Source organism: Mycobacterium sp., assembly GCF_046330795.1.
Taxonomy (GTDB): domain Bacteria; phylum Actinomycetota; class Actinomycetes; order Mycobacteriales; family Mycobacteriaceae; genus Mycobacterium.
Genome location: NZ_JAXLSA010000003.1, coordinates 465,430 through 492,413 on the forward strand (window position 1 = coordinate 465,430; position 26,984 = coordinate 492,413).

The 26,984-nt window shown below is 68.8% G+C and carries 23 protein-coding genes; 18 read left to right on the forward strand and 5 right to left on the reverse strand.

Features of this window, described 5'->3' with window-relative positions; translation table 11 throughout:
• Positions 1 to 214: 214 nt before the first annotated feature.
• Positions 215 to 1,057: a dienelactone hydrolase family protein gene (locus U0R18_RS13705; RefSeq protein ID WP_526369159.1), complete on the reverse strand. Its 843-nt coding sequence runs from the start codon at positions 1,055 to 1,057 to the stop codon at positions 215 to 217.
• Positions 1,058 to 1,112: 55 nt separating this feature from the next.
• Here U0R18_RS13705 and glmS point away from each other — a divergent pair, with 55 nt between their 5' ends.
• Positions 1,113 to 2,981: a glutamine--fructose-6-phosphate transaminase (isomerizing) gene (gene glmS, locus U0R18_RS13710; RefSeq protein WP_526369161.1), complete on the forward strand. Its 1,869-nt coding sequence runs from the start codon at positions 1,113 to 1,115 to the stop codon at positions 2,979 to 2,981.
• Between the two features lies 1 nt (position 2,982).
• Here the strand turns inward: glmS and U0R18_RS13715 are convergent, their stop codons facing one another.
• Positions 2,983 to 3,357: a hypothetical protein gene (locus U0R18_RS13715; RefSeq protein WP_526369163.1), complete on the reverse strand. Its 375-nt coding sequence runs from the start codon at positions 3,355 to 3,357 to the stop codon at positions 2,983 to 2,985.
• A gap of 281 nt (positions 3,358 to 3,638) precedes the next feature.
• Here U0R18_RS13715 and U0R18_RS13720 point away from each other — a divergent pair, with 281 nt between their 5' ends.
• From U0R18_RS13720 to tsaD, 9 genes are read left to right on the forward strand one after another with little or no spacing between them, the layout of a single operon-like run.
• Entirely contained in the window at positions 3,639 to 4,472 is an 834-nt protein-coding gene (locus U0R18_RS13720) for a helix-turn-helix transcriptional regulator (protein WP_526369165.1), read from the forward strand.
• Positions 4,473 to 4,490: 18 nt separating this feature from the next.
• The gene (locus U0R18_RS13725; RefSeq protein ID WP_526369167.1) at positions 4,491 to 5,915 is read left to right on the forward strand and encodes an NAD(P)H-hydrate dehydratase; all 1,425 of its coding nucleotides are present in this window, start codon (positions 4,491 to 4,493) and stop codon (positions 5,913 to 5,915) included.
• Between the two features lie 10 nt (positions 5,916 to 5,925).
• The gene (gad, locus tag U0R18_RS13730) at positions 5,926 to 7,311 is read left to right on the forward strand and encodes a glutamate decarboxylase (RefSeq protein ID WP_526369169.1); all 1,386 of its coding nucleotides are present in this window, start codon (positions 5,926 to 5,928) and stop codon (positions 7,309 to 7,311) included.
• 29 nt (positions 7,312 to 7,340) lie between these two features.
• Positions 7,341 to 8,489, forward strand: a complete 1,149-nt coding sequence (gene alr / locus U0R18_RS13735; RefSeq protein WP_526369536.1) for an alanine racemase — start codon at positions 7,341 to 7,343, stop codon at positions 8,487 to 8,489.
• Positions 8,482 to 9,567, forward strand: coding sequence for an alpha/beta fold hydrolase (locus tag U0R18_RS13740; RefSeq protein WP_526369171.1), 1,086 nt, complete (start codon positions 8,482 to 8,484; stop codon positions 9,565 to 9,567). Before alr ends, U0R18_RS13740 begins: the two co-directional genes overlap by 8 nt.
• Positions 9,557 to 10,021, forward strand: a complete 465-nt coding sequence (gene tsaE / locus U0R18_RS13745; protein WP_526369173.1) for a tRNA (adenosine(37)-N6)-threonylcarbamoyltransferase complex ATPase subunit type 1 TsaE — start codon at positions 9,557 to 9,559, stop codon at positions 10,019 to 10,021. The genes U0R18_RS13740 and tsaE overlap by 11 nt, the downstream gene beginning before the upstream one ends.
• Entirely contained in the window at positions 10,018 to 10,653 is a 636-nt protein-coding gene (gene tsaB / locus U0R18_RS13750; RefSeq protein WP_526369175.1) for a tRNA (adenosine(37)-N6)-threonylcarbamoyltransferase complex dimerization subunit type 1 TsaB, read from the forward strand. The genes tsaE and tsaB overlap by 4 nt, the downstream gene beginning before the upstream one ends.
• Positions 10,650 to 11,114: a ribosomal protein S18-alanine N-acetyltransferase gene (rimI, locus tag U0R18_RS13755; RefSeq protein WP_526369177.1), complete on the forward strand. Its 465-nt coding sequence runs from the start codon at positions 10,650 to 10,652 to the stop codon at positions 11,112 to 11,114. The genes tsaB and rimI overlap by 4 nt, the downstream gene beginning before the upstream one ends.
• Complete coding sequence (tsaD, locus tag U0R18_RS13760; RefSeq protein WP_526369179.1) at positions 11,111 to 12,133, forward strand: tRNA (adenosine(37)-N6)-threonylcarbamoyltransferase complex transferase subunit TsaD; 1,023 nt, start codon at positions 11,111 to 11,113, stop codon at positions 12,131 to 12,133. The genes rimI and tsaD overlap by 4 nt, the downstream gene beginning before the upstream one ends.
• 6 nt (positions 12,134 to 12,139) lie before the next feature.
• Here the strand turns inward: tsaD and U0R18_RS13765 are convergent, their stop codons facing one another.
• On the reverse strand, positions 12,140 to 13,708 hold the full coding sequence (locus U0R18_RS13765) for an HNH endonuclease signature motif containing protein (RefSeq protein ID WP_526369181.1): 1,569 nt from the start codon (positions 13,706 to 13,708) through the stop codon (positions 12,140 to 12,142).
• Between the two features lie 299 nt (positions 13,709 to 14,007).
• Here U0R18_RS13765 and groES point away from each other — a divergent pair, with 299 nt between their 5' ends.
• The 8 genes from groES to U0R18_RS13805 all read left to right on the forward strand — a co-directional run bounded on the left by groES (position 14,008) and on the right by U0R18_RS13805 (position 23,810).
• Complete coding sequence (gene groES, locus U0R18_RS13770; RefSeq protein WP_500045749.1) at positions 14,008 to 14,310, forward strand: co-chaperone GroES; 303 nt, start codon at positions 14,008 to 14,010, stop codon at positions 14,308 to 14,310.
• A gap of 70 nt (positions 14,311 to 14,380) precedes the next feature.
• The gene (gene groL / locus U0R18_RS13775) at positions 14,381 to 16,003 is read left to right on the forward strand and encodes a chaperonin GroEL (RefSeq protein ID WP_526369184.1); all 1,623 of its coding nucleotides are present in this window, start codon (positions 14,381 to 14,383) and stop codon (positions 16,001 to 16,003) included.
• A 54-nt stretch (positions 16,004 to 16,057) separates the two neighbouring features.
• Entirely contained in the window at positions 16,058 to 17,557 is a 1,500-nt protein-coding gene (locus tag U0R18_RS13780; RefSeq protein WP_526369186.1) for an adenylate/guanylate cyclase domain-containing protein, read from the forward strand.
• A 38-nt stretch (positions 17,558 to 17,595) separates the two neighbouring features.
• Entirely contained in the window at positions 17,596 to 19,095 is a 1,500-nt protein-coding gene (locus tag U0R18_RS13785) for an adenylate/guanylate cyclase domain-containing protein (protein WP_526369188.1), read from the forward strand.
• A gap of 51 nt (positions 19,096 to 19,146) precedes the next feature.
• Complete coding sequence (locus U0R18_RS13790) at positions 19,147 to 19,893, forward strand: hypothetical protein (RefSeq protein ID WP_526369190.1); 747 nt, start codon at positions 19,147 to 19,149, stop codon at positions 19,891 to 19,893.
• Entirely contained in the window at positions 19,893 to 21,440 is a 1,548-nt protein-coding gene (locus U0R18_RS13795) for an HD domain-containing phosphohydrolase (protein WP_526369192.1), read from the forward strand. The genes U0R18_RS13790 and U0R18_RS13795 overlap by 1 nt, the downstream gene beginning before the upstream one ends.
• A 79-nt stretch (positions 21,441 to 21,519) precedes the next feature.
• Positions 21,520 to 22,257: a methanethiol S-methyltransferase gene (mddA, locus tag U0R18_RS13800; protein ID WP_526369539.1), complete on the forward strand. Its 738-nt coding sequence runs from the start codon at positions 21,520 to 21,522 to the stop codon at positions 22,255 to 22,257.
• A gap of 221 nt (positions 22,258 to 22,478) precedes the next feature.
• A complete protein-coding gene (locus U0R18_RS13805; protein WP_526369194.1) occupies positions 22,479 to 23,810 on the forward strand; it encodes an adenylate/guanylate cyclase domain-containing protein in 1,332 nt (443 codons plus the stop codon).
• 6 nt (positions 23,811 to 23,816) lie between these two features.
• Here the strand turns inward: U0R18_RS13805 and U0R18_RS13810 are convergent, their stop codons facing one another.
• Both U0R18_RS13810 and U0R18_RS13815 read right to left on the reverse strand, forming a co-directional pair.
• Positions 23,817 to 25,373, reverse strand: a complete 1,557-nt coding sequence (locus U0R18_RS13810) for a zinc ribbon domain-containing protein (protein WP_526369196.1) — start codon at positions 25,371 to 25,373, stop codon at positions 23,817 to 23,819.
• Complete coding sequence (locus U0R18_RS13815; protein ID WP_526369198.1) at positions 25,370 to 26,962, reverse strand: S53 family peptidase; 1,593 nt, start codon at positions 26,960 to 26,962, stop codon at positions 25,370 to 25,372. The genes U0R18_RS13810 and U0R18_RS13815 overlap by 4 nt, the downstream gene beginning before the upstream one ends.
• Positions 26,963 to 26,984: the final 22 nt, after the last annotated feature.

Consider the following 26,984-nt stretch of genomic DNA (forward strand, 5'->3'; position numbering starts at 1 on the left):
GGTTGGTCGATAGGGGCTGCGGTTTGACCCACCCCGACGAGGCACGGTGCGCAATGATGTTTGGTGTGCCATCGATGGGCGGATTCCCCAGGCAGGGCCCCGGTCGGCCGGCCGGGGTGGACAGCCTCGACACCCGACAGCGGGTGATCGATGCCGCATGTCCGTGGCGGACAACGAGGCGATCATCGGCCTGTTCGAGTCCGAATTCCTGGCCCTACCGTCGCAGTAGCGCGACCAGCTTCTCCTCCGGTGGCACCGGCGCATGGTCCGGGTCCACCGCGTCGGTGTGGGGCAGCCGGACCTCGGGATCGGCGAACTGCCGGTACTCCTTGTCGCCGGTCAGCACGTAGAGCAGGAAGCCGGTCAGAAGCGGCCGCACGGCGCGCTGGGTCCCCCGGTCGGAACCGCCCAGGCCGGCGAACTTCGAGAAACGGCGATTCTCGGGCAACCCGGTGGCCTCGGACTTGCTGACGGTGCGCAGCACGGCGCCGGGCCAGGCGCGGGCCAGTTCCAGGGCGTTGAACCGGACGTTGGCGGCGTCATCGGGTGCGCCGATCACCAGGCCGGGCAGGTTCAGCGACGCTGCGGGCTCCTCCGCGGCCGGCCGGGTGGTGGCCGGGTAGAGGGCCGCCACCCCGCGCAGCCGGCTGCCGAGGCCCGCGGCGGTGAACACTGCGGCCGACGCCCCGAACCCGTGCCCGGCGACGGCCAGCTTGCCGGGGTGCACGCTGATCCGGCCCGGGCCCAGCCGCACCCCGGTGATGATGTCGAGCGTCGTGCCGAGGTCGAACGCCAGGTTCAGGACCGATGGGGCGATGCCCCGCTCGGTGTCCGGCGCCGCTGCCACGATGCCCCAGGACGCCAGGTGTTCCAGCGTTCCGGCGTAACCGGCCGCCGATGTGACCCAATCGTGGCCGAAGGCGATGCCGGGCAGTCCGAGGCCGTCCTCGGGGGTGTAGACGACGCCCGGTTGCCCGGCGAATGCCAGGTCACCGCGTAGGACGCGGTGCGGACCGGGCCTGGACAGGGCGTCGACGAGCTTCTTGATGGCGGCCACCGCACGACCGTAGCTCAGGGGCTGTCGGTCCGGAGCTGCACTAGGCTGGTTCACCATGTGCGGAATCGTCGGCTACGTGGGGCAGCGCAATGCCCGCGACGTTGTTGTCGACGCCCTGCGCCGGATGGAGTATCGCGGCTACGACTCGTCGGGCATGGCCGTCCTGGACGGCACGGGCGGGATGACGGTGCGGCGGCGGGCCGGCCGGCTGGCCAACCTCGAGGAGGCGCTGGCGCTCACCGACCCGCTGGACCTGCAGGGCGGTACCGGTATCGGGCACACCCGGTGGGCCACGCACGGTCGGCCCACCGATCGCAACGCCCACCCACACCGCGATGCGTCCGGGCGCTTCGCCGTCGTGCACAACGGCATCATCGAGAACTTCGCCGCCCTGCGGGCCGAGCTCGAGGCCGACGGGGTGGAGTTCGCCAGCGACACCGACAGCGAGGTCGCGGTGCATCTGGTGGCCCGCGCGTTCCGCGACGGTCCGACGGCCGGAGATTTCGTGGGTTCGGTGCTGGCGGTCCTGCGCCGGCTCGAGGGGCATTTCACCCTGGTGTTCGCGTTCGCCGACGAGCCCGGCACCGTCGTGGCGGCCCGCCGGTCGACCCCGCTGGTGGTCGGGATCGGCGAGGGCGAGATGTTCATCGGTTCGGACGTCGCGGCGTTCATCGAATACACCCGTGAGGCCGTCGAGCTCGGTCAGGATCAGGCCGTCGTCATCACCGCCGACGACTATCGGATCCTGGGCTTCGACGGCACCCCTGGCGACGCCGATGCCCGGGTCTTTCATATCGACTGGGATCTGTCGGCCGCGCAGAAGGGCGGCTACGACTTCTTCATGCTCAAGGAGATCGCCGAGCAGCCCGCGGCGGTCGCCGACACACTGCTCGGGCATTTCGTGGACGGGCGCATCGTCCTCGATGAGCAGCGCCTGTCCGACCAGGAACTCCGCGAGGTGGACAAGGTCTTCATCGTCGCGTGCGGGACGGCGTACCACTCCGGGATGCTGGCCAAGTACGCCATCGAGCACTGGACGCGGCTGCCCGTCGAGGTCGAGCTGGCCAGTGAGTTCCGTTACCGCGACCCCGTGCTGGATCGCAGCACGCTGGTGGTCGCCATCAGTCAGTCCGGCGAGACGGCCGACACCCTCGAGGCGGTCCGGCACGCCAAGGGCCAGAAGGCCAAGGTGCTGGCGATCTGCAATACCAACGGCAGTCAGATTCCGCGGGAGTGCGACGCGGTGCTCTACACGCGCGCCGGACCGGAGATCGGGGTGGCCGCCACCAAGACGTTCCTGGCGCAGATCGCCGCCAATTACGTCGTCGGCCTGGCGCTGGCGCAGGCCCGCGGTACGAAGTACCCCGACGAGGTGGCCCGCGAGTACCGGGAACTCGAGGCGATGCCGGATCTGGTGGCCGACGTCCTGACCCGGATGGCTCCCGTCGAGGCCCTGGCCGAGCGGTTCGCCCGGTCCGATGCCGTGCTCTTCCTGGGCCGCCACGTCGGCTATCCGGTGGCGCTCGAGGGTGCGCTCAAGCTCAAGGAACTCGCGTACATGCACGCCGAGGGGTTCGCCGCCGGTGAGCTCAAGCACGGCCCGATCGCGCTGATCGAGGAGGGCCTGCCGGTGTTCGTGGTGATGCCGTCACCGAAGGGTTCGGCGCTGCTGCACTCCAAGCTGCTGTCCAACATCCGCGAGATCCAGGCACGCGGTGCGGTGACCGTGGTGATCGCCGAGGAGGGCGATGACACTGTCCGGCCGTATGCCGATCACCTGATCGAAATACCTTCGGTGTCAACGCTTTTCCAGCCGTTGCTGTCCACCGTCCCGTTGCAGGTGTTCTCGGCGGCGGTCGCGCGGGCCCGCGGTTATGACGTGGACAAGCCGCGCAACCTGGCCAAGTCGGTCACCGTCGAGTAGCTCAGCCCCCGACGGCCTGCGTGTAGCCCCACAGCGCCAGTAGGCAGCTCACCGCACAGAGGCCCAGCGTGCCGACCGCGAACGGCCACGCTTGTTCGCGACGGACCAGTCGGGCGATCGTCAGTCCGCTGCCCACGACGGCGATCAGCGCCGCGACGCCCAAGCCGGTCATGATCGCCGTCACCCCGGCGTCGAGGTGGCACGTCTCGGGCGGGCAGTAGTCGGTGAAGGCCAACATCATCAGGCCCATGAAGCCCGCGCCGGCGGTGCCCACCACGGTCAGGATCATGGCGACGATGGAGATGGTCAGATCCGCCGCCGCGATCGGAGGCTTCGGCGGGGGCGCATGGCCCGGCGGCGGATAGCCGTAGTTCATGGTGCAGATCGTAGGTGCGCCGATCCCGCGCGGGAACCGCACGAACCGCCAGCGAACGTCCAACTTGGATTGCGGAAAAGAATAAATCCGCCACCTAGATTCATCCAGCTAACTAATGTCTGGGACAGCAACATAGGTCAACATAGGTCAATTTCCCCGTGTCAACTGTTGTGTTTATTTTACTCGTGAGTAAGATTGCACGCGTTCATGTAAATCTGGCAAGTTCGGTCGGGGAGATGATGGTTAGTGTTGCTCCGCAGGCAACCGCCGGGTGGCAACCATTGCACGTTGACGGTCGCCACATCCTTGGTGAGTCCCGCCTGAGCATCCGCGGGCTCGATTACCGGTTCGTCCGGGAGCGTGTCACCACACCGACGCGCTGGAGATTCAACGAACCGCACCACACGTTCGTCGTGCACCACGCCGGACGTCTGCGGACCATGCGCTTCGAGTACGAGGACGGCCCGCGTGGCACGCTCACGCTGCAGCCCGGTGACGTCTGGGTGATTCCCGCCGGTCACCGCTGCGGGGCGGTGCTGGTCGGCGATTCCATCGAGTACGTCCAACTCACCGTGTCCGAGCGGGTGCTCGGCCACGGTCAGCTGCGTCCCGGTCTCGGATTCAACGATCCGCTGGTGCACGAGTCGGTCAAACGGCTGAGCTCCCTGGTGGCGCGCGACGACGTCACGGGTCTGCTGATGCGGGAGAGCATCGGCGAGGCGGTCCGGCTGCATCTGCGCGATCAGTACACGCTGGATCGCCCGGAGGCCGCCGGCTCGCCGCGGCGGCTGACGGCCCGTAGCCGGCGACTCATCGCCGAACACCTGAAGGATGAACTCGCCTCCGACATCAGCCTGGAGCGCCTGGCCGAACTGGCCAAGATGCCGGTCAGCGCATTCGTCACCGCGTTCACGGCCACCTTCGGCGACACCCCCTACCAATATGTGCTCAACCGGCGGATCGACGAGGCGCAACGCCTGCTCGCGTCCACCGAGATGCCGATCCGTGCCGTGGGTGAGGGGGTCGGCTTCTCCACTCCGAGCCACTTCGCGTCGACGTTCCGCCACCGCGTCGGGGTCACGCCCAGCCAGTACCGGTCCAACGCCCGCAACTGATCTCTACGCTGGGTGCCGATGCGGCACTACTACTCCGGTCAGCAGATCCGTGATGCGGAAGCACCGCTGCTGGCCGCGCTACCCGACGGTGCGCTCATGCGGCGTGCCGCGTGGCCCCTGGGCGTCGCGATCGCCGAAGAGTTGCGCCGCCGGACCGGCGGGGTGGCGGGCCGACGGGTCTGTGCGGTGGTCGGATCGGGCGACAACGGCGGCGACGCACTGTGGGCGGCCACGTTCCTGCGCCGCCGCGGCGCTGCCGCCGACGCAGTGCTCCTGGACCCGGTCCGTGCCCATCCCGCCGCCCGAGCGGCGTTCCGCAGGGCCGGCGGGCGCGAGGTGCCCGGGGTGGCACCGGGCACCGCCCTCCTGATCGACGGCGTCGTCGGTATCTCGGGTAGTGGCCCGCTGCGCCTCGCCGCCGCCGCGGTGTTCGAAGCGGCCGACGCCGCCCACGTACCGACGGTCTCGGTCGACCTGCCCAGCGGGGTGGATGTGCTGACGGGCGCGATCACGGGTCCCGCGGTGCGTCCGGTGCTGACGGTCACCTTCGGTGGGCTCAAACCCGTGCACGCGCTGGCCGACTGCGGGCGCGTACACCTCGTCGACATCGGCCTGGAGCTACCGGCCACCGACGTGCTGGGATTCGAGACCACCGACGTCGCGGCGCGCTGGCCGCTGCCGGGGCGGCAGGACGACAAGTACAGCCAGGGTGTGACGGGCGTGCTGGCCGGTTCCGACGGTTATCCGGGGGCGGCGGTGCTGTGTACCGGGGCGGCCGTGGCCACCCATTCCGGAATGGTCCGGTACGTGGGAAGTGCGGCGGCCCAGGTTGTTTCGCACTGGCCCGAGGTGGTGGCGGCGCCCGGGCTGGATGCCGCCGGCCGCGTGCAGGCCTGGGTGATCGGACCCGGGTTCGGCACCGGACACGCCGAGTCGGCGACGCTGCGCGCGATACTGGCCACCGACCTGCCGGTGATCGTCGACGCCGACGCGCTGACCATCCTGTCCCGGCATCCCGAGCTGGTCCGCTCCCGCGCCGCGCCGACGGTACTCACCCCGCACGCCGGTGAGTTCGAGCGCCTGGCCGGCCATCCGCCCGGCGACGACCGGGTGGGCGCCACCCGCGCGCTGGCCGACGACCTCGGCGCCACCGTCCTGCTCAAGGGCAACGTCACCGTCATCGCCGATCCCGGCGGGCCGGTGTACCTCAACCCGGCGGGCTCGGCGTGGGCGGCCACCGCCGGATCCGGCGACGTGCTCTCCGGGATCATCGGCGCCTTGCTCTCGGCGGGACTGCCCCCGGCCGAGGCGGCCGCCGCGGCGGCGTTCGTCCACACCCGGGCCGCGGACATCGCCGCCCACGATCCCGGTCCCGCGGCGGCGCCGACGTCGGCGTCACGCATCCTGCACCATCTGCGCGCGGCGATCGCCGAGATTCTGTAGAAGGGTTGTCATGCCGAATGTTTCCCGCCACTCATCGATCACCCCTGCCTACACCGGACGCATGTCGACCACGCCCGTGCCCGCGCTCCGGCTGCCCGATGAATGCATGGAACCGGTGGCGGCCTACCGGTTCATCCACGACGAGCTGATGCTCGACGGCAGTTCACGGCTCAACCTGGCGACCTTCGTGACCACCTGGATGGATCCCGAGGCCCAGGAGCTGATGGCCGAGACGTTCGACAAGAACATGATCGACAAGGACGAATACCCGGTCACCGCGGCCATCGAGCAGCGCTGCGTGTCCATGGTGGCCGACCTGTTCCACGCCGAGAACCTGCGCGACGACGATCCGTCGGCGGCGGTCGGGGTGTCCACCGTCGGGTCCAGCGAGGCGGTGATGCTGGCCGGTCTGGCGATGAAGTGGCGCTGGCGCGCCCGGGTCGGGGACTGGCAGAAGCGCACACCCAATCTGGTGATGGGGTCCAACGTCCAGGTGGTGTGGGAGAAGTTCTGCCGGTACTTCGATGTCGAACCGCGCTATCTGCCGATGGCCGAGGGCCGCTACGTGATCACTCCGGAGCAGGTGGTCGACGCGGTCGACGAGGACACCATCGGTGTGGTGGCCATCGTCGGGACGACGTTCACCGGCGAGCTCGAGCCCGTCGCGGAAATCTGTGCGGCACTGGACAAGTTGGCCGGCAAGCAGGGTGCAGCCCCGAAGATAGATGTGCCGGTGCACGTGGATGCCGCCAGCGGCGGCTTCGTGGTGCCGTTCCTGCATCCGGATCTCCCGTGGGATTTCCGGCTGCCGCGTGTGGTGTCCATCAACGTCAGTGGGCACAAGTACGGGCTGACGTATCCGGGCATCGGGTTCGTGGTGTGGCGCAACGCCGAACAGCTGCCCGAGGAGCTGGTGTTCCGGGTCAACTACCTCGGCGGCGACATGCCGACCTTCACCTTGAACTTCTCCCGGCCGGGCAATCAGGTGGTCGGGCAGTACTACAACTTCCTGCGGCTGGGCCGGGAGGGCTTCACGTCGGTCATGCGGTGTCTGTCCGAGACGGCGCAGTGGCTGGCGCACCAGCTGGCCGAAATGCCGGTCTTCGAGGTCATCTCGGACGGTTCGGCGATCCCGGTGGTGTCCTTCCGGCTGACCGGCGATCCCGGGTACACGGTGTTCGACATCTCGGCGTTGCTGCGCGGCTACGGCTGGCAGGTGCCCGCGTACACCATGCCGGAGGGGGCCACCGACGTGGCCGTGCTGCGGGTCGTGGTGCGCGAGGGATTTTCGGCCAACCTGGCCCGCGCGCTGCGCGACGACCTGGTCGAAGTGCTGGGCAAGCTGGACAAACTGCCGGTCGGCGGGTTCGCCACGGAGGAGCATTTCGCCCACTGAGCCCCCACCTGGGACACTGGACGGCGGTGATGAGAACCGTGAATCAGCCCCTGACCGTGCCCACCGCGGAGGTCGACCTCGACGCGATCGGGCACAACGTGCGGATCCTGCGCGAACACGCCGGATCCGCACAGGTGATGGCCGTCGTCAAGGCCGACGGGTACGGCCACGGGGCCGTCGAGGCGGGCCGTGCCGCGCTCGGGGCCGGGGCCGCCGAACTCGGTGTGGCGACCGTCGGCGAGGCGCTGGAACTGCGTCGTGCCGGGATCACCGCGCCGGTCCTGGCGTGGCTGCATCCGCCGGGCACCGACTTCGCCGAGGCAGTGGCCGCCGACGTGCAGGTAGCGGTGTCCTCGGTGGGTCAGCTCGACGCGGTGCTCGCCGGGGCCCGTGAGACGGGCATACCGGCCACGGTGTCGGTCAAGATCGATACCGGCCTGAACCGCAACGGCGTCGCAGCGGGCGACTACTCCGATGTGATCGCCGCGTTGGGCCGTGCCGTCGCCGAGGGCGCCGTCCGGGCCCGCGGCCTGATGTCGCACCTGTCGCACGGTGACGAGCCCGAGCACCCGAGCAACGACCGGCAGGCGGGGCTGCTGCGCGAGGCGCTGGCCATGGCGCGCCGCGGCGGCGTTCGGTTCGAGATCGCCCACCTGGCCAACTCGCCGGCGACGCTGGGCCGGCCAGACCTGGCGTTCGACCTGGTGCGGCCCGGGGTGGCGGTGTACGGCCTCGACCCGCTCGCCGCACCCGGTGGGTTCGGCCTCATTCCCGCGATGACGCTGAAAGCGCCTGTGCTGTCGGTGAAGTCGGTGCGTGCGGGCGACGGGGTGTCCTACGGCCACGCGTGGAATGCGACCGCCGACGGCTCGGTGGCGCTGATCCCGCTGGGGTACGCCGACGGGGTCTTCCGCGGGCTGTCCGGCCGGATCGACGTGGCGATCAACGGGCGGCGCTACCGCAACGTCGGGCGAATCTGCATGGACCAGTTCGTCGTCGACCTGGGACCCGGTCGGGTCGACGTCAGCGCCGGCGACGCCGCGGTGCTGTTCGGACCCGGCACCGCCGGTGAACCGACCGCGCAGGATTGGGCGAACCTGCTGGGCACCATCCACTACGAAGTGGTGACCTCGCCGCGCTGCCGGGTGCTGCGCACATATCGGGGCGCCAATGCCTGACGGAGGACAGCGGCGCCGGCGCTGGCTGGCCGGGGCCGCCGGGCTGTCGACGGTCGGCGCGGTCGCCGGGTCCACCGCGGCCCGGACGATGACGCGGCGGGTCATGGTCGAAGATGCTTACGCCGGTGAGGATTTCGGGTTGATCGAGGGTGATCGAGGTTGTGTGATCACCACACCCGACGGCGTCGACCTGGTGGTCCGAGAGGTCGGGCCGGTCGACGCACCCGTCACCGTCGTGTTCGCCCACGGCTTCTGTATGAACATGGGCGCCTTCCATTTCCAGCGTCGCGAGCTGGCCCGGGTCTGGGGCGATCAGGTCCGGATGGTGTTCTACGACCAGCGCGGCCACGGCAGATCCAGTTCGGCGGCGCCGCGGACCTACACGGTGGCACAGCTGGGCTGCGACCTCGAGACCGTGCTCGCCGTCATGGCACCCCGGGGTTCGGTGATCCTGGTCGGGCATTCGATGGGCGGGATGACGGTGCTCTCGCACGCCCGGCAGTTCCCCCGCCGGTACGGCACCGGAATCGTCGGCGTCGCGCTCATTTCCTCTGCGGCCGAGGGTCTTTCGCGGTCGCCGCTGGGGGAGATCCTGCAGAACCCGGCGCTCGAGGCGGCCCGGTTCGCCACCCGCTACGCGCCGAATCTCCTGCAGCGCGGCCGCGGCGCCGTGCGCTCGGTGCTCTCACCGGTGCTACAGGCCGCGTCGTTCGGGGATGCCGCGGTCAGCCCGACCGTGGCGCGGTACTGCGAGCAGATGATCCACGACACCCCCATCACCACGATGGTCGGATTCCTGCACGCCCTCGGGGTGCACAACGAGACTGGCGGCCTGTCGGTGCTGGCGAAGGTGCCGACCTTGGTGGCGTGCGGTTCGGCGGACAACCTGACCACCCCCGAACATTCCGAGGAGATGGCTGCCGCGCTGCCCAGGGCCGAACTGGTGGTCGTCGGTGGTGCCGGGCACCTGGTGCAGCTCGAGCAGCCCGATCCCGTCAACGCGGCGCTGGTGCGGCTGGTCGAGCGGTCCACCCCCAACAAGCTGGTGGCCATGGCGCGGCGGTTGCGTGGTGGCTGAGAGCGGATCCGCGGTGCTCGTGACCGCCGAGGACACCATTGCGCTCGGCGAGAGCCTGGGCAGCGGGCTGCGCGCCGGTGACGTCGTCGTGCTCTCCGGGCCACTGGGGGCGGGAAAGACCATGCTGGCCAAGGGAATTGCCCGGGCCATGGATGTCGACGGGCCGGTGACCTCGCCGACCTACGTGCTGGCGCGGGTGCATCCGCCCCGGCAGGCGGGTGCACCGGCACTGGTGCACGTCGACGTCTACCGGCTGTTGGACCATGCCGCGGCCGATCTGCTCGCCGAGCTGGATTCGCTGGATCTGGACACCGATCTCGACGACGCCGTCGTGGTGGTGGAGTGGGGCGAGGGGCTGGCCGAGCGGTTGTCCGAGCGTCATCTCGACGTCCGGCTCGACCGGGCCGCCGATTCGGAGGTGCGGACCGCGACGTGGTGCTGGAGCAGAGGATGACCCTGGTGCTGGTGATCGACACCGCGACGCCCACGGTGACCGCGGCGGTGGTACGCGCCAATGGCGTGACCAGCGTGCTGGCCGAACGGCTCACCCGGGATCCCCGGGCCCATGCCGAGTCGTTGACCCCCAATGTTCTTGGCGCCATGTCGGATTCGAATGTGGCGATGTCCGATCTCGATGCGGTGGTGGTTGGTTGTGGTCCCGGTCCGTTCACCGGCCTGCGGGTCGGGATGGCGACCGCCGCAGCCTTCGGGCATGCGCTGGGTGTCCCGGTGTTCGGGGTGTGCAGTCTGGACGGCATCGGCGGAGGTACTACCGGCGAGGTACTGGTGGTGACCGACGCGCGCCGCCGCGAGTTGTACTGGGCGCGTTACCAGGACGGGGTGCGGGTGGGCGGTCCCGCGGTGGATGCGCCCGGCGATGTGCCGGTGCTCGACGTCGCCGCGGTGGCGGGCTCACCCGAGCACGCGGCTCTGCTGGGGCTGCCGGTGGTAGGCCCCGAATATCCGGATCCGGCGAATCTGGTTGCAGCGGTGGGTGATCTGAGTGCCGAGCCCGAACCGCTGGTGCCGCTGTATCTGCGCCGACCCGATGCGAAGACGCTCGCGGAGCGAGGGCTGGCCCGGTGAGCTCGATCGAGAACGCCGTGCTGACGGATCTGGTCCGGGGCGACGCCGCGCGCTGCGCGGAGCTCGAGGCGCAGCTGTTCGGCGGCGACGACCCATGGCCCGCACAGGCGTTCTGCCGCGAACTCGATGCCCCCCACAACAAGTACGTCGCTGCCCGGGTGGGCGATCGGCTGGTCGGTTACGCCGGCATCGCGCGACTGGGTCGGCGGCCACCGTTCGAGTACGAGATCCACACCATCGGTGTCGATCCGGCGTACCAGGGGCTCGGCATCGGCCGCCGGTTGCTGGAGAGCCTGCTGGACTTCGCCGGCGACGGCGTGGTGTACCTGGAGGTGCGGACCGACAACGCAGCGGCGATCGCCCTGTACGAGAGCGCCGGGTTCGAGACGATGGGAATCCGCAAGCGGTACTACCGGGTCAGCGGTGCGGATGCGTTCACGATGCGGAGGGAAGCCCGATGACCGTCATCCTGGCCATCGAAAGCTCTTGTGACGAAACGGGAGTCGGAATCGCCCGGTTGGAGGGCGGGACGGTGACGCTGTTGGCCGACGAGGTGGCCTCGAGTGTCGACGAGCATGCCCGGTTCGGCGGCGTGGTACCCGAGATCGCCTCGCGCGCTCACCTCGAGGCGCTCGGTCCGACGATGCGCCGCGCGCTGGCGGCCGCCGGGATCGAGCGTCCCGACGTCGTGGCCGCCACGATCGGCCCCGGTCTGGCCGGTGCGCTGCTGGTGGGCGTGGCGGCCGCCAAGGCGTACGCCGCGGCATGGGATGTCCCGTTCTATGCGGTCAACCACCTCGGCGGGCACCTTGCCGCCGACGTCTACGAGCATGGTCCGCTGCCCGAGAGTGTCGGACTGCTGGTGTCCGGGGGGCACACCCATCTGTTGCATGTGCGTTCGCTCGGCGAGCCGATCATCGAATTGGGCACCACCGTCGACGATGCCGCCGGCGAGGCCTACGACAAGGTGGCGCGGCTGCTCGGGCTGGGTTATCCGGGCGGTCGCGTGCTCGATGAGTTGGCCCGCACCGGCGATCCCGGCGCCATCGTGTTCCCGCGCGGGATGACCGGCCCGCGCGATGATCCCTATGCGTTCAGCTTCTCCGGGCTGAAGACCGCGGTGGCTCGCTACGTGGAGGCCAATCCCGATGCCCCGGTGGCCGACGTCGCGGCGGGCTTCCAGGAGGCCGTGGCCGATGTGCTCACCCGCAAGGCAGTGCGTGCCGCGACCGACCTCGGGGTGTCCACCCTGCTGATCGCCGGCGGCGTGGCGGCCAACTCCCGATTGCGTGAGCTGGCCGAAGAGCGTTGTGCCGCAGCAGGTCTGACGCTGCGGGTCCCGCGGCCACGGTTGTGCACCGACAACGGCGCGATGATCGCCTCGTTCGCGGCCCACCTCATGGCCGCCGGTGCCGCCCCGTCGCCGCTGGACGTGGCCAGCGATCCCGGTCTGCCGGTGATGCAGGGGCAGGTCGCCTGACGCCCCTCAATACGGGGCTTCGTCGCTGCTCTCGTTGCGGGCCCGTTCGGTCGCGATGTACCGCGCTCGGGCCTGTGTCCGGGTCTGCCTGCGCTTGGGCATCTTCAGTCCGCGCGCCGGCGTCGGCGGGGGTCCCGGCGGTGGCGCCGGCAGGGTGGCCGTGGTGGTGTTCCACTGCGGGAACAGCAGGGTGGCAGTCGGTGTGGAGTCGTAGGTCAGCGCGCTGGGCGTGGTGATGTGCAACCGGCCGTCCGGATCCTGCCGGTCCGACCAGCCGGGCCAGAATGTCTTGAGCAAGTGATGTTTTCGGCAATAGGCCTTGTTGTTCGACGGGTGGGTCGGCCCGGCGGGCCAGGGAATGGTGTGATCGATGTCCGAACGCACCGCCGGCTGATCGCAGCCGGGGAATCGACAGGTCAAGTCCCGCAGTCGAATCCAGCGGTCTAGCACCGCCGACGGTCGATAACCCGGTTCGGGTTCGTCACTCGGCGTGGTCACGGGCCGAACCCTTGCCCCGCGGGCGATCAGATCGGCGACCTGGCCTCCGTCGAGCAGGCCGGTGCCCGGCATGCCGGGGATGAGCCCGATGCCGCGCGGGCGGTGTGGCGCAGGCTCGGGTTCGGATTCTTCGGGTGTGCACTCCTCGGGGCCCGCGTCCTTGTCGGGTTCCTCGTCGTCGTCCTCGTTGTCCTCTTCGACGTCGTCTTCTGCGTCGTCTTCGCGGCCGCCATCCCAGTCCGGGTCCGAGGCAGTGTCGATGGTGTCGGCCTCGGCCAACAGGTGCACGACGAAACGGGCCGCGATCGGATCCGGTTCGCCGGCCACCGGGCAGGTGTCCTTCCCGCAGCGGCACGGCAGGCGGGTGGCGCGGACGGCCAACGCTCCCATGGAATCCGAGCGGCGCTGCGCCAGCGTGCGGGGGTCGTCGGGGCAGACCGAATTGATCAGCGCCGTGATCGCCTCGTCGAGCAGGGCAGCGTCCGCCTTCGAGATCCTGCCGTAGATGCTGGTCATACCGGTGATGTCGTCGGCGTCCCCGATGACGAAGTCGCGGTTCCGCAGGCCGGTGCGCACCCGGTGCACGGCCGCGGGGTCCCGTCGCGCCACGGCGGCGTCGACGGCCCGCTCCAGTTTCTGCTGGGACAACCGACCCCAGCGGGCCGCGGCGCCGGCGATGTCGGTGTCGATCGCATCGAGCGCACCGGCGTCGACCACCAGGTTGGTCCGCCAGGCGATGGTTCCCACGGTGCGCGCCGAGACCCGGCCGTCGAGGAAGAGCGCGGCGACCTTCGGGAGCCGGTCACGCAGGGTCACGGCGAGCGTCATCAACCCCGCCGCGCTCCGCGACGAGACCGTCAGGATGCAGGACAGCTCGGCCGCACAGGCGTCCCAGTCGTCGCAGGCCCAGTCGGGATGTTCGTCGACGCAGCGCCGCCGCACCAGTTCGGCGATGGCGGCGCTCTTGGCGGCCTCGGCCGCCGAGGTCAATCGGGCCCAGTCGGCGATCCCGGCCGCCAGGTCGGCGTCGGACAAATTCCGCAGGTCGGCGGGCCGAGGTGGCTGGCTATCGAACATGCATTCGAATCTAATCGGCCTCCAGGCCGTGTCACCAGGTCCGTAGCGTCGCGGCGGACTGATCTGTGGATGAAGCCGGGACTGTGGACAAACATGTTCGCTGGCAGCGAGTTCGCCAGATAGGCACCAACCCGTCCTTGAGTGCTAGCACTCTCGTGTATAGAGTGCTAGGCGGCAGGCGAAAGCCCTCGTGTCGGCACCCGCGACGACGGCGCGCAGGACATCCGCAGGCCGAACACCTGAAGTAGGGCCCGGGGACAAGCCCCGGCCCAACCACATATCAGTGAAGGGGCTCCATCGTGGCGAGCGTGAACATCAAGCCACTCGAGGACAAGATCCTCGTTCAGGCCAACGAGGCCGAGACCACCACCGCTTCCGGTCTGGTCATCCCCGACACCGCCAAGGAGAAGCCGCAGGAAGGCACCGTCGTCGCAGTTGGCCCCGGCCGCTGGGATGAGGATGGCGAGAAGCGGATTCCGCTGGACGTGTCGGAGGGCGACGTCGTCATCTACAGCAAGTACGGCGGTACCGAGATCAAGTACAACGGCGAGGAGTACCTGATCCTGTCGGCCCGCGACGTGCTGGCTGTCGTCGGTAAGTAAGCGAATCGTGTCGGCGCCCCGGACAACCTAGTGCTGTCCGGGGCGTTGCATGTCTTAGCGAAAGAAATTCATGAGCAAGCAGATTGAATTCAACGAGACCGCCCGCCGCGCCATGGAGGTCGGCGTCGACAAGCTCGCCGACGCGGTCAAGATCACCCTGGGTCCGCGTGGCCGCTACGTCGTGCTGGCCAAGTCGTGGGGCGGCCCGACCGTCACCAACGACGGTGTGACCATCGCCCGTGAGATCGACCTCGAGGATCCGTTCGAGAACCTCGGTGCTCAACTGGTCAAGTCGGTCGCGACCAAGACCAACGACGTCGCCGGCGACGGCACCACCACCGCCACCGTGCTGGCCCAGGCCATCATCAAGGCGGGTCTGCGCAACATCGCCGCCGGGGCGAACCCGATGGCACTCGGTCTGGGTATCGGCAAGGCGGCCGATGCGGTATCGGAGGCGCTGCTCGCCGCGGCCAAGCCGGTCGACGGCAAGACCGCCATCGCCCAGGTGGCCACGGTGTCCTCTCGCGACGAGGAGATCGGCGAAATGGTCGGCGAGGCCATGACCAAGGTCGGCACTGACGGCGTCGTCACCGTCGAGGAGTCCTCGACCCTGAACACCGAGCTGGAGATCACCGACGGTGTCGGCTTCGACAAGGGTTACCTGTCGGCCTACTTCGTCACCGATTTCGACCTGCAGGAGGCCGTCCTCGAGGACGCCTACATCCTGCTGCACCGCGACAAGATCAGCTCGCTGCCGGATCTGCTGCCGTTGCTGGAGAAGGTCGCCGAGTCGGGCAAGCCGCTGCTGATCGTCGCCGAGGATGTCGAGGGCGAGCCGCTGTCCACCCTGGTGGTGAACGCAATTCGCAAGACGCTCAAGGCTGTTGCGGTCAAGGCACCGTTCTTCGGCGACCGGCGCAAGGCGTTCCTGGAGGATCTCGCGGTTGTGACCGGCGCGCAGGTGGTCAACCCCGATGTCGGTCTGCTGTTGCGTGAGGCCGGCCTCGACGTGCTGGGCACCGCGCGGCGTGTGGTGGTCAGCAAGGACGACACCGTCATCGTCGACGGCGGCGGCACCACGGAGGCCGTTGCCGGTCGGGTCAAGCAGCTCAAGGCCGAGATCGAGTCCACCGACTCCGATTGGGACCGCGAGAAGCTCGAGGAGCGCCTCGCCAAACTGGCCGGCGGCGTCGCCGTCATCAAGGTCGGTGCGGCCACCGAGACCGCGCTCAAGAAGCGCAAGGAGAACGTCGAGGACGCCGTCCACGCCGCCAAGGCTGCGGTCGAGGAGGGCATTGTGTCCGGTGGCGGCACCGCGCTGGTGCAGGCCGCCAAGGTGCTCGACGACCTGAAAGCGTCGCTGTCCGGCGACGAGGCCACCGGTGTGGAGGTGTTCAAGAGCGCGGTGACTGCACCGCTGTTCTGGATCGCCACCAACGCCGGCCTCGACGGTGCCGTCGTGGTCAGCAAGGTCGGCGAACTGCCCGCGGGTCACGGTCTGAACGCCGCGACGCTGGAGTACGGCGACCTGGTGGCCCAGGGCGTCATCGATCCGGTCAAGGTGACCCGCTCCGCGGTGCTCAACGCCGCGTCGGTGGCCCGCATGGTGCTGACCACCGAGACGGCGGTCGTCGACAAGCCCGCCGAGGCCGACGAGCACGCCGGCCATGGGCATCACGGGCACGCGCACTAGGAAGTAGTTCAAAACACCCCCGGCCAGTGCGGCCGGGGGTGTTTTGTTCTCGGCATGGACCGTCTCTGGCAGAGGGCGTGGGATTCGTGTGGACCAAGGTATTCGTGGGCGATATGGGCAGTCACGTTGGCCTCGATGCTGTTGGTCTACATCCTGTGGTCGCAGCTTCTGGTCGCTTTCGAGAACTCGGATCGCTACCTCGCGGCGGTGGTGGTCACCGTAATCGCCGTCCTGGTGAATGCGTCGGTATCGATACTTCCCGCCAGCCGGATGTTTCGTCGGGCGCATCAGTGGGCCGCCGGCCGCGAGGTCGGGCGCATGGAAGCACTGGCCGACACGTACGCGTGGTCCCGAGCCGCGAGTGTCCGAGCGATCTGGTTCCTGCCTGTCTGGACCGCACTGTTCACGGCTTCCGTCGGCGCAGTGGCGGGAGCGACGGAATGGCGGCTGGTCCAGTACGGAATCCTGGGCGCCGCACTGGGTTTCGCGATGGCGCTGCTCGGTATGCACACGTCGGTGCAAGGAGCGATGCGTCCGGTTCGAGCCGCCCTCGCCGCCGATACCGTAATCGGTGACGATCTGCCCCGCTCACGGCCGACGTTCGGAGGGTGGCTCAACGCTGCAATGCTGGGCGCACTGTTCGGCTTCACCGTCATCGGCGCGATGCTGGGCATCGTGTGGGATCCCGCCGGCAAGTTCCCGGTACTGCTTGTCCTGATCGGTTGCGTGGCAATCGGTATCGCTTGGCCGATCACCGTCGGCGGCATCGTGTCACCGTCCTTGCGACCGATTCGCGATCTGGCCAGCGGCACCGAACGTGTCGCAGCTGGTGACTACACACTGCGATTGCCAGTGGTCCAGGACGATGACTTGGGAGCGCTTGCGGCGTCGTTCAACCGGATGCAGGCGGGTTTGGCCGAGCGGCAACGACTTCAGAGCGCCTTCGGCACCTATGTGGATCCCGCGCTCGCACAGCGGTTGTTGGAGCAGGGTGACGATGTGTTCAGCGGGGAGCGCCGCGAGGTCACGGTGATGTTCGTCGACATCCGGGACTTCACGCCGTTCGCCGAAGCGAACACCGCGGAGGATGCTGTCGCCCGACTCAATGCCCTCTTCGAGATCGTGGTCCCCGCCGTCGTGGATGCCGGTGGGCATGTGAACAAGTTCCTCGGCGACGGTGCATTGGCAGTGTTCGGCGCCCCGAACGACCTCGAGCATCATGCCGATGCGGCGGTGTCTTCCGCATTGCTGATAGCGCGTCGCGTCGCCGAACGCTTCGGTGCGGCATTGCGTATCGGTATCGGGATCAACACCGGCAAGGTCATCGCCGGGACCATCGGCGCGGCGGGCAAATTGGAGTTCACCTTGATCGGTGACACCGTCAACGTGGCGGCCCGGGTCGAGCAACTCACCAAGACCACCGGTGATGCGATCCTGCTGACCGACGCATGTGTGGACGCCCTCGCCGCGCGGCCGCCCGGCCTGATCGATCGGGGATCCCATGTGCTGAAGGGTAAGTCGGCGACGCTCCAGGTCTACGGGCTGGCTCGATAGCAGGACCGTTCGGCGTCCGGGAGGATTAGCCTCGCCGCATGGACCGATTCTTCCAATGGGTGTGGGATCGATGTGGGCGGGTATTTCCATGGGCGATCTTCGTGCTCGTCTACGTCTCGGGAATGACGGCGTACCTCGCGTTCTCGTTGATCATCGTGGCGTTCGAGGACTCCCACCGCTACGGGATGGCGGTACTGGTCACTGCGGTCGCGTTGCTCGTTCGGGCGTACATATTCGTGCTGCCCTTCTCACGGGAGATGCGACTGGTGCAGCGATGGGCCGCGGGCGACCGGACGGATCCGGTAGCCGTGCTGCGCGCTACGTTCACTTTCTCGCGCAAAGCAATTCTCCGTGTGGTCGTGACGGATGCGGTGTGGGCGACCCTGCTCGGCGTTTGGGTCGGGATGATCGCCGGGGCGGACGAATGGCGCCTGGTGCAGTACGGGATTGTCGGTGTGACGTACGGCGCGGCCATTTCCTTCCTCGGTGTGCACGCGTTCGTCGAGGGTGCCTGGCGTCCGGTGCGGGCGGCGGTTGCCGGTGGCACCGCAATCGGCGATGCCCTGCCGCGGTCCCGTCCGACGATTGCCGACTGGTCGAACGCTGCCGTCCTCGGAATCGGGTTCGGCTTTGCCATCGGCGGTGCGTTCACGGCGTCCGTTGTCGATCGGGTCCGCGAGGATCCCGTCGTCGCCGTCGTCATCGGGGGTGTGATCACCCTCATTTCCGGTCCGCTGACGATCATGACCATCTCACCTCTCCTGCGTCCGGTCCGCGACCTCGCCGAGGCGACCGAGCGCGTGGCCGCCGGCGATTACGGCCGGCGACTCCCCGTGGTCCAGGACGACGATCTGGGTGCGTTGGCGGCGTCGTTCAACCGGATGCAGGCGGGTTTGGCCGAGCGGCAACGACTTCAGAGCGCGTTCGGCACCTATGTGGACCCGGCACTGGCCCAGCGGCTGCTCGACCAAGCAGATGAAGTCTTCGCCGGTGAGCGCAGGGAGGTGACGGTGATGTTCGTCGATGTCCGGGATTTCACGCCGTTCGCCGAAGCGCACCCTGCCGAGGATGTGGTCGCCCGTCTCAACGGCCTGTTCGAGATCCTGGTGCCCGCCGTGGTCGGTGCCGGGGGGCATGTCAACAAGTTCCTGGGGGACGGTGCGATGACCGTCTTCGGCGCCCCGAACGACCTGCCCGATCATGCCGACGCCGCGGTCGGTGCCGCGGTGCGGATTCACCGGGCAGTCGCCGAGCGATTCGGTGGGACCCTCCGAATCGGCATCGGGATCAACACCGGCAAGGGCATCGCCGGCACCATCGGCGGCGGCGGCCATCTCGAGTTCGCGTTGATCGGAGACACCACCAATGTCGCTGCGCGGGTCGAGCAACTCACCAAGACCACCGGTGATGCGATTCTGCTGACCGAGGCCTGCGTGGACGCCCTGTCCGTTCGACCGCCCGGGCTCATCGATCGGGGATCCCACATGTTGAAGGGGAAGTCGGCGCCGATCCGGATCTTCGGTCTCGACTGGTCCTGATTGGGGCAGACGCCCCATGCGTGCACCGGTTCACGGCGGAATCCTGATGCCATGAACACGATCATCTCTCCCCGTACCGCAGCGACAGCCGTCGCGCACGACCCGCGCCTACCGGCGGGACCCGACGAGACCGTCACCGGGTTCGGTGTCATGGGGCTGCCGTTCGCCAGCGGTCACTATCTCTCGTTCCGCGACTTCCCGGCCGCGTCGTTCCTGCCGGGCGCGGCGGGCTACCGGTCGGTGTGGCACCGCGACCCCGGCGGCATGTGGACGTTCTACGCCACCAGTGCCCCGGAGCACAGCTGCGCGCGCTACTTCAGTTCGGCGACCCCCAACGTTGCCGTGGTGTGCCCGATCGAGGTGATCTGGACCGGCGAATTCACCCTGACCGTCGAGATTCCCGAGATCCTTACGTGGACAATCGAATTGCGTCACACGACGGCCACCAGGATGTTCACCCGGGTGGGCTCGAGGCTGCCGGAGTCGCTGTGGACCAGCCCCGGCGCGCTCGGTGTGCTGGGGTCGCTAGCCGGCCCGGTGCTGGGGGCGGGCAGGGTCCGGCTGGTCGGCACGATGCCGAACGGCCAGCGGTTCCGGATCGCCCCCAAGCAGCTGTGGGCGGTCGCGTCGGCGCATGCGACGCTGCAGGGCCATGACCTGGGCGAGCCGCAACCCCTGCCCGAGCAGGCACGGCTCGGCGGATTCTGGGCACCCCAGCGCGGTCTCGCGGTCGTGGGGCAGGGCCGATTCGAGGCCTTCGACCCCACGCGGCACCGGGGTGCGGCACAGTTGATCTGATGGACACCGGGACAGGTCCAACGCGCGCCGAACTGCTGGCGGCGCTGTCGGTGGCGGTGGACCTCGGCCTGGGCCAGCCCGCCGAGCACATGCTGCGGTCGGCGTTGATCGGGACCCGGATCGCGGACCGCCTGGGCCTGGATGCCGGTGAGCGCGGCTGCGTGTACTACACCTCACTGATCATGTGGATCGGTTGCCATGCCGATTCGCACGAGTACGCGCGCTGGTTCGGCGACGATATCGCCGTTCGGCACGACTCGTATCTGGTGGACTGGTCCGGGGTGCCGTATCTGAAATTCCTGCTGTCCAATGTCGCACGCGGAGAATCACTTTCGCGGCGTCTGGTGGTGATGGCTGCACTGTTCGTCAACGCCCGCGGTCAGTTGTCCCGGTTGATCCATTCGCATTGCACCTCGGCGTCCCTGCTCGCCGAACGGATGGGCCTGGGCGCCGACGTTCAGCACGCCCTCGGGTTCACCTTCGAACGGTACGACGGCGGCGGACTGCCCGCCGGCGCTGCGGGCGACGCCATTTCGGTCGCGGTCCGCATCGCCCAGCTGGCCGACATGGTCGAGGTGCATCACCGCGCGCTGGGGGTGCAGGGCGCGATCGCGATGGTGCGGTCGCGGCGCGGCGGACAGTTCGACCCGCGCATCGCGGATGCCTTCGTCGACGACGCCGAACGGATCCTGGCCGGACCCGGGGTGGGCGACATCTGGAACGTCGCGCTGCGGGAGGCGCCCGACCGCACCCAGGGTCTCGACGACGACGCGCTGGATGCGCTGCTGGAGGCGCTGGGCGACTTCGTCGATCTGAAATGCCCTTTCACACTGGGGCATTCGCGTGCGGTGGCCGAACTGGCGGCGGGCGCGGCAACGGTCGCCGGGCTGGACGCGCCGACGGTCAGGATGATCCGCCGTGCGGGCCATGTCCACGACCTGGGCCGGATCGGCGTCTCGAACCAGGTGTGGTCCAAGGCGTCGGCGCTGAGCGCCGGTGAGTTCGAACGTGTCCGCCTGCACCCGTACCTGACCGTCCGGATCCTCAGCCAGGTCAGCGGTCTGCAGGAGATCGCGGCGCTGGCCGGGAATCACCATGAGTGTGTCAACGGCACCGGTTACCCGCGCGGACTGACCGGGCCGACGCTCGGGCTGCCGGACCGTATCCTGGCCGCCGCCGTCGGGTACCAATCGGCGCGGGAGCCCCGGCCGTACCGCGCGCCGATGTCGGCCGGTGACGCCCAGCGTCGGCTCCGGGCCAGGGCCGACGCCGGCGAACTGGACGCGACCGCCGCCGAGGCGGTCCTGGTGGCCGCCGGCCATCGGGACGTCCGCCCGCACCCGCGGCCGGACCGGCTGACGCCGCGCGAGGTCGAGGTCCTGCGCCTGGTGGCCACCGGTGCGTCGAACAAGGAGATCGCCGCCGCCCTGGTGATCAGCGAGAAGACGGCCCGCAACCACGTCGAACGGACCTACGCCAAGATCGGTGTCTCCAACCGGATCGGCGCCAGCCTGTACGCGCTGCAGAACGGGCTGACCGCACGCTGATTGAGGCAGCCGCCCCATGTGCCGGCCCGGCTCTCCGCCGACCATTGGACACATGACAACGACAATTCGAACCGTCGCCATCACCCGTGGGATGGTGATCGCGTACGGCGCTCTGTGCTATCTGGCGTTCCTCGCCTCGTTCGGCTACGCCGTGCTGTTCGTGCTGGGGATCCTCGTCCCACGCACCGTCGACCGTGGCGTCGCCGGCCCACCGGTTTCGGCGATCGCGGTCAATCTCGCGCTGCTCGGGATCTTTGCCGCCCAGCACAGCATCATGGCCAGGCCGGCATTCAAACGATGGTGGACGGGGATCGTGCCGCAGGCCGTCGAACGCAGCACGTTCGTGCTCGCCGCCAGTGCGGCGCTGGGCCTGTTGTGCTGGCAGTGGCGCACGATCGACGGCACGGTCTGGGACATCGGACAACCGATCGCACGCACGGCGGTGTGGACGGTCGCGGCCGTCGGCTGGCTGACCGTGCTCGCCACCACCTTCATGATCAACCACTTCGAATTGTTCGGGCTGCAGCAGGTTTTCACGCACTGGCGGGGCCGGCGATTCGCCGGGACGGGATTCCGCACCCCGCTGCTGTACCGGCTGGTCCGGCATCCGATGATGCTGGGCTTCCTGCTCGCGTTCTGGGCCGCGCCGACGATGACCGCGGGTCACCTCCTGTTCGCCGCGGCGACGACCGGCTACATCCTGGCCGCGATCCGGATCGAGGAGCGCGATCTCTCCGAGTCGCTGGGTGATCCATACCGCCGGTACCGGCGTGAGGTGCCGATGGTCGTTCCGATGGGCCGATGCCCGCGGGACTGATACCGCACGGCGGTACCCTCAGCCATGGACCGTGTCTTGCAGTGGACATGGGATCGACATCTCACGGCTGACCGACCGAGGAATCCACGCTCTGAAAGGAAAGTCGGCAGAAGTGCAGGTCTACGGTCTCAACCGGATCGAGGGACTCGCGAGCCGCCAGCCGGTCCTCGGTCTGGCCAGACGCGCGTTCGAACGCCACCTCTGAATGCCAAGATGTTGGAATGGACGGGCGGGTGCGGTATGCGCGCAACGGGCAGACCCGGCTTGCGTACCGCGAGTTCGGCGAATCCGACACAAGCCTCGTCTGGATCCCTGGTTGGTTCAGCAACGTGGAGCAGTACGACGACCCCATGAGTCCGTTCACGGCAGTCGTGGAGCAGCTGACAACGGTGTGCAAGGTGGTGGTGTGGGACAAGCGCGGCACCGGGCTGTCGGACCCGGCCACCCAGGTTCCGTCGCTGGACGAGCGGATGGATGACCTCCATGCCGTGCTCGATGCTGCCGGGGTCGAACGGCCGACTCTGTTCGGCATGTCCGAGGGTGGCCCGATGAGTCTGCTGTTCGCGGCGACCTTCCCGGAACGAGTGCGGTCGCTGGTGATGTATGGCGTGGCCGCGCGGTTCTCGCAGGAGTTGCCCGATCATCCCTGGGGGTTCACCGCCGAGCAGAAGGCAGGCCATCTGGCGAATATCGAAAGCCATTGGGGCGAAGGCGCATTGGCTGAACTATTCTTCGGTGAGATCGCCGATGTTCCCGGGTTCCGCGATTTCTATGGTCGGTACCAAAGGACCAGCGCGAGTCCGACCATGGCGGCGTGGTTGTGGCAGGCGCTGCTGGAGATCGATGTCCGTGGAATCCTGACCTCGATCCACACTCCCGCTCTGGTTCTGGCACGCCCCGACGACCAGGTGGCTCCGTTCGAGGCCGCGGCGGCGTTGGCCGCCGCCATGCCTGCCGCTCGATTCGCGGCCTTGCCGGCGGGGCCGCATTCGCTGATCGACGACGTGCTGGGATCGGCGATCCGTGATTTTGTTGCCGAGACGCCCGGCATTCACGCCGTCGACGAGCGCGTGCTCGCGACCGTTCTGTTCACCGACATCGTCGGATCGACCGAACAATTGAGCTCGGTGGGTGATTCCACGTGGCGCCAGCAACTCGACACCCACGACAAGGTTGTCGACTGGCTGTTGGAGAAGTACGGCGGCCGGCGGGTGAAGCACACCGGCGACGGGATCTTCGCGCTGTTCGACGGGCCCACCAAGGCGGCTCGTTGTGCGCTGGACCTGATCCCTGCCCTCGGCGCACGTGGGCTGAGGATCCGGGCGGGCGTGCATATCGGCGAGTGTGAGCGACGTGGCGACGAATGGAGCGGCGTAGCGGTCCACATCGGAGCCCGCGTCGGTGCGCTGGCGGGTCCGGACGAGGTCCTGACCAGTCGTACGGTTCGTGATCTGTCGGCCGGTTCCGGTCTGCAGTTCGAGAGCCGGGGGGAGCGCAGTCTCAAGGGACTGCCCGAGGAGATGGAGATCTTCCGCGTTACCACCGGTCGCTGACGCGTTCTACGAACCGCCCACCTCGCGGTCGCCGCGCCACCGAAAACTGTTGACGTACTTGCCCATATCCCTGGCCAGTTCCAGATTGGCCGGCGACGGGTGGCCGGATCCGTAGTCAGGGGTGAACCGGCGGTACGGGCCGACCGCGGCCGCGATCAGGGCGTAATCGTGTTTGACGGCAACCAGCACCATGATCCGCAGCCGCGCGTACTTGCCGGTGGAGTTCTGCGGATACTCGTCGGCCGCCACGCCGTAGCCCGGCTGATAACCCACTGAGGCGTTCGGGATCTCATAGGCGACGGTGGCATTCGGGTACTTCTCCTCGATCAACGCCTGGGCGATGTCCTGTGGCGGCCGGTTCTGCGCCGGTTCGCCGAACAGCACGAGGGTTCCGGTGTCGCCGCCGACATACCGCAGCACGATCCCGTTGCCGTTGTACGTGGCCCGGTACGCGCTGCCCTCGCCGGGATGGTTGACCGAGAATGCACCGTCGTCGGCCGTGTAACGGGGATTCGTCTCGACCGGTTCGCCGATGGGCGGGCGCCCACATTCGGGCGGGCAGCGGTAGGGGGCCACGCCGGGCGTCATCGCCAGTGCGACAACGGTTGTCACGACGGCGGCGACGGCCACCCCGCCGACGGTGGTGGCCAGCACGCGGGTGTCGCGGACCGGGATCGATGGCGACGCCGGCCCGTACAGCAGGGCGGCCTGGATCGCGATCCGCAATCCGATCATCGCGAGCACGCTGATCACCAGGTAACCGGCCACGTACCAGGTATTGGAGAACGGCGAGACGTCCAACAGGCCGAATCCGGTGAACAGCACCAGGGCACACAGCACCACCGCCACCAACGCCCGGCCACCGGTGAACCAGAGCACGATGCCGAAGGCCCCGCCCACCGCCGCGCTGGCCAGCGGCATCGCCGCGCCCTGGATGCCTGCCTCGACGAGGATCCCGTCGAGGGAACGGCCGTCGGCCACCATCCCGGCGGACAGTTGCGGGAACAGGAAGATGACGGTGGCGGCCGCCGTGAATGCGGTGGCGCCGGCCGCCCCGACCGCATAGCCGTCCAGCGCGGCCAGGGGTGACCTGAATACCATCCGCACGATGGCCGCGGGCAGCAGCATCAGCACGACCTCGATAATCGAAATGGCAACTGCGCGAACCACATTCGGCCCTGCTGCCACCTCGAATCCCAGCGCGACGTCGTAGCCGTCGGCGAACACCGTGCCGGCGAGGTAGGCCCAGCCGGCGCCCAGCGCGGCACCGATCGCCGCGGCCAGGAACAGCATGCGCAGCGGGATGCGCTCACTCACACCGATCTCACGCAGGTAGGCGATGAACAACATCGGGAAGCCGAATGCCGCGATCGCGATCATCGGCGCCTGCCAGCGCAGCAGGGCGAAGGCGGCCACCAGCACCAGCAGCACGACCAGGCCGATGCGGAACGGGGTGCGCGATCGGCCCGGCAGTTGGGGGAACAGCGAACTGGCCAGCCACGGGCGTAGCACCCGTTCGCGTGGCTCCACCACGAACGGGTCGAGCCGCAGCCGAGAGGTCATGGGCGGGTGGAGTTCTGTGCGTCCAGCAACTCGCGTGCCAGGTTGGCGACGTTCGGGCTGCCGAGCCCGGTCAGCAGGTCATATCCCGCGGCGGCGACGTCGACGGCGTTGCTGCCGAGGTTGATCTCCCGGAACGCCGGCAGCTTCGAGCCCGCCGCAACCCGGTACAACAGGGGATTCAGATCGCCCAGCCGCTTGCCGCCGTGTGCGATGACGTACTGGTTCATCAAGACGGTCAGCGCGGCCCAGATCGGTGCGGCCTGGGACGTGCCGCCACCGAGCACCACCCGTCCGTCGTAGACCATCCGGACGCCAGTGAACGGGTCGGCCACCGCGGCCACATCGGGTACCAGCCGATGTGCGGTGTCCCGGGCCGTGGACACCGCCCGCTGGAACAGCGGGCGATCGAACAGCGTGGTGACGCCGCCACTGGTGCCCTGGGACATCGGGACGTCGGTCCAGGCGTGCTCGGCCAGCCACCGGCCCTGCGGATCCGTCGACAGCGTGGTACCGCCGACCGACGTCATCTCCGGCACCGATGCCACCGCGTCCACGCCGACGTCCTGCGCCCCGGGCGGTGACGAAAAGTCTTCGCCGCCTTTGCATTCCAGCCCAGCGGTATCGCCGCTGGCGTCGAAGGCCGAGGTACCGTTCCGGTGTGCCCGGCTCAGGGCGGAGCGGACCGGGGCGAGGTCGGTGGCGGTGACGATCTTCTCGCAGCCCCAGCCGATCGACAGGCTCCAGACCGCGCCGGGAAACTGCCGGTCCGCCTCGGTGAACAGCTGGCTCAGTTTCTCGAAGGTGCCGCCGCCCTCGACCGTCGGGCGGGCGTTGACCACCACGAGCCGCGCGTCGGGCGCGATGGCGTGCGCCACCTGGAGGTCCATCGCCGTCTCGCCGTGCACCTGGTCGGGCCGGCCGCCGACCACCACGGGGGTGAACCGCGGCAGCCCGGAGAGGTCGGCGAAGGCGTCGAGGTCGGCCTGGTCGTATCCGTCGAACGCGAAGAACACAATGGTCGCGCCCTGGCCGGTGTGCCCGGCTGCCGCCAGCGGTGCCGCGTTGTAGGTGGTGAGCAGGGCCTGCGGGGTCAGGCCGTGGGGCGGGACGTCGCGGGGCGCCGGCGGGCGCGCCATGCGATGCGGGGTGTAACTGAGGATCCGGCCGACCGCGGACACGTCGCCGGCGAGTGCGGCCGGGACGGCGGGTTGCCGCGCCGATGCGTAGAACACCTGATTGCGGCGACCGCGATAGTCGTGGATGGGCACGTCGAAGGCCCGTGCCAGGTCCCGGGCCGCGCCGTGCACGATCGCCCACTCGTCGCCGGGTTGCCACCGCACATCGAGACGGCGGCCCCGGGCCCAGCTGGACAGGGAATCGGTCCGGTCCGATCGCGTCAGCGACACGGTCAGCTGCGCATCGCCGGCCCCCGACGGGCCGAGATCACGCGAAGCGCTCAACAGGGACGCGAGGGGACCGGCGATCACGGGTGCGCGATACGCAGACGCTGGCTCCGGCAGTGCCGATGCCGCGAGCAGTACTGCGACTGCCACCGCAAGTACCCCGACCGGCCGACAACGAATCGTCATCGTCCGATCACGGTACCGGCGA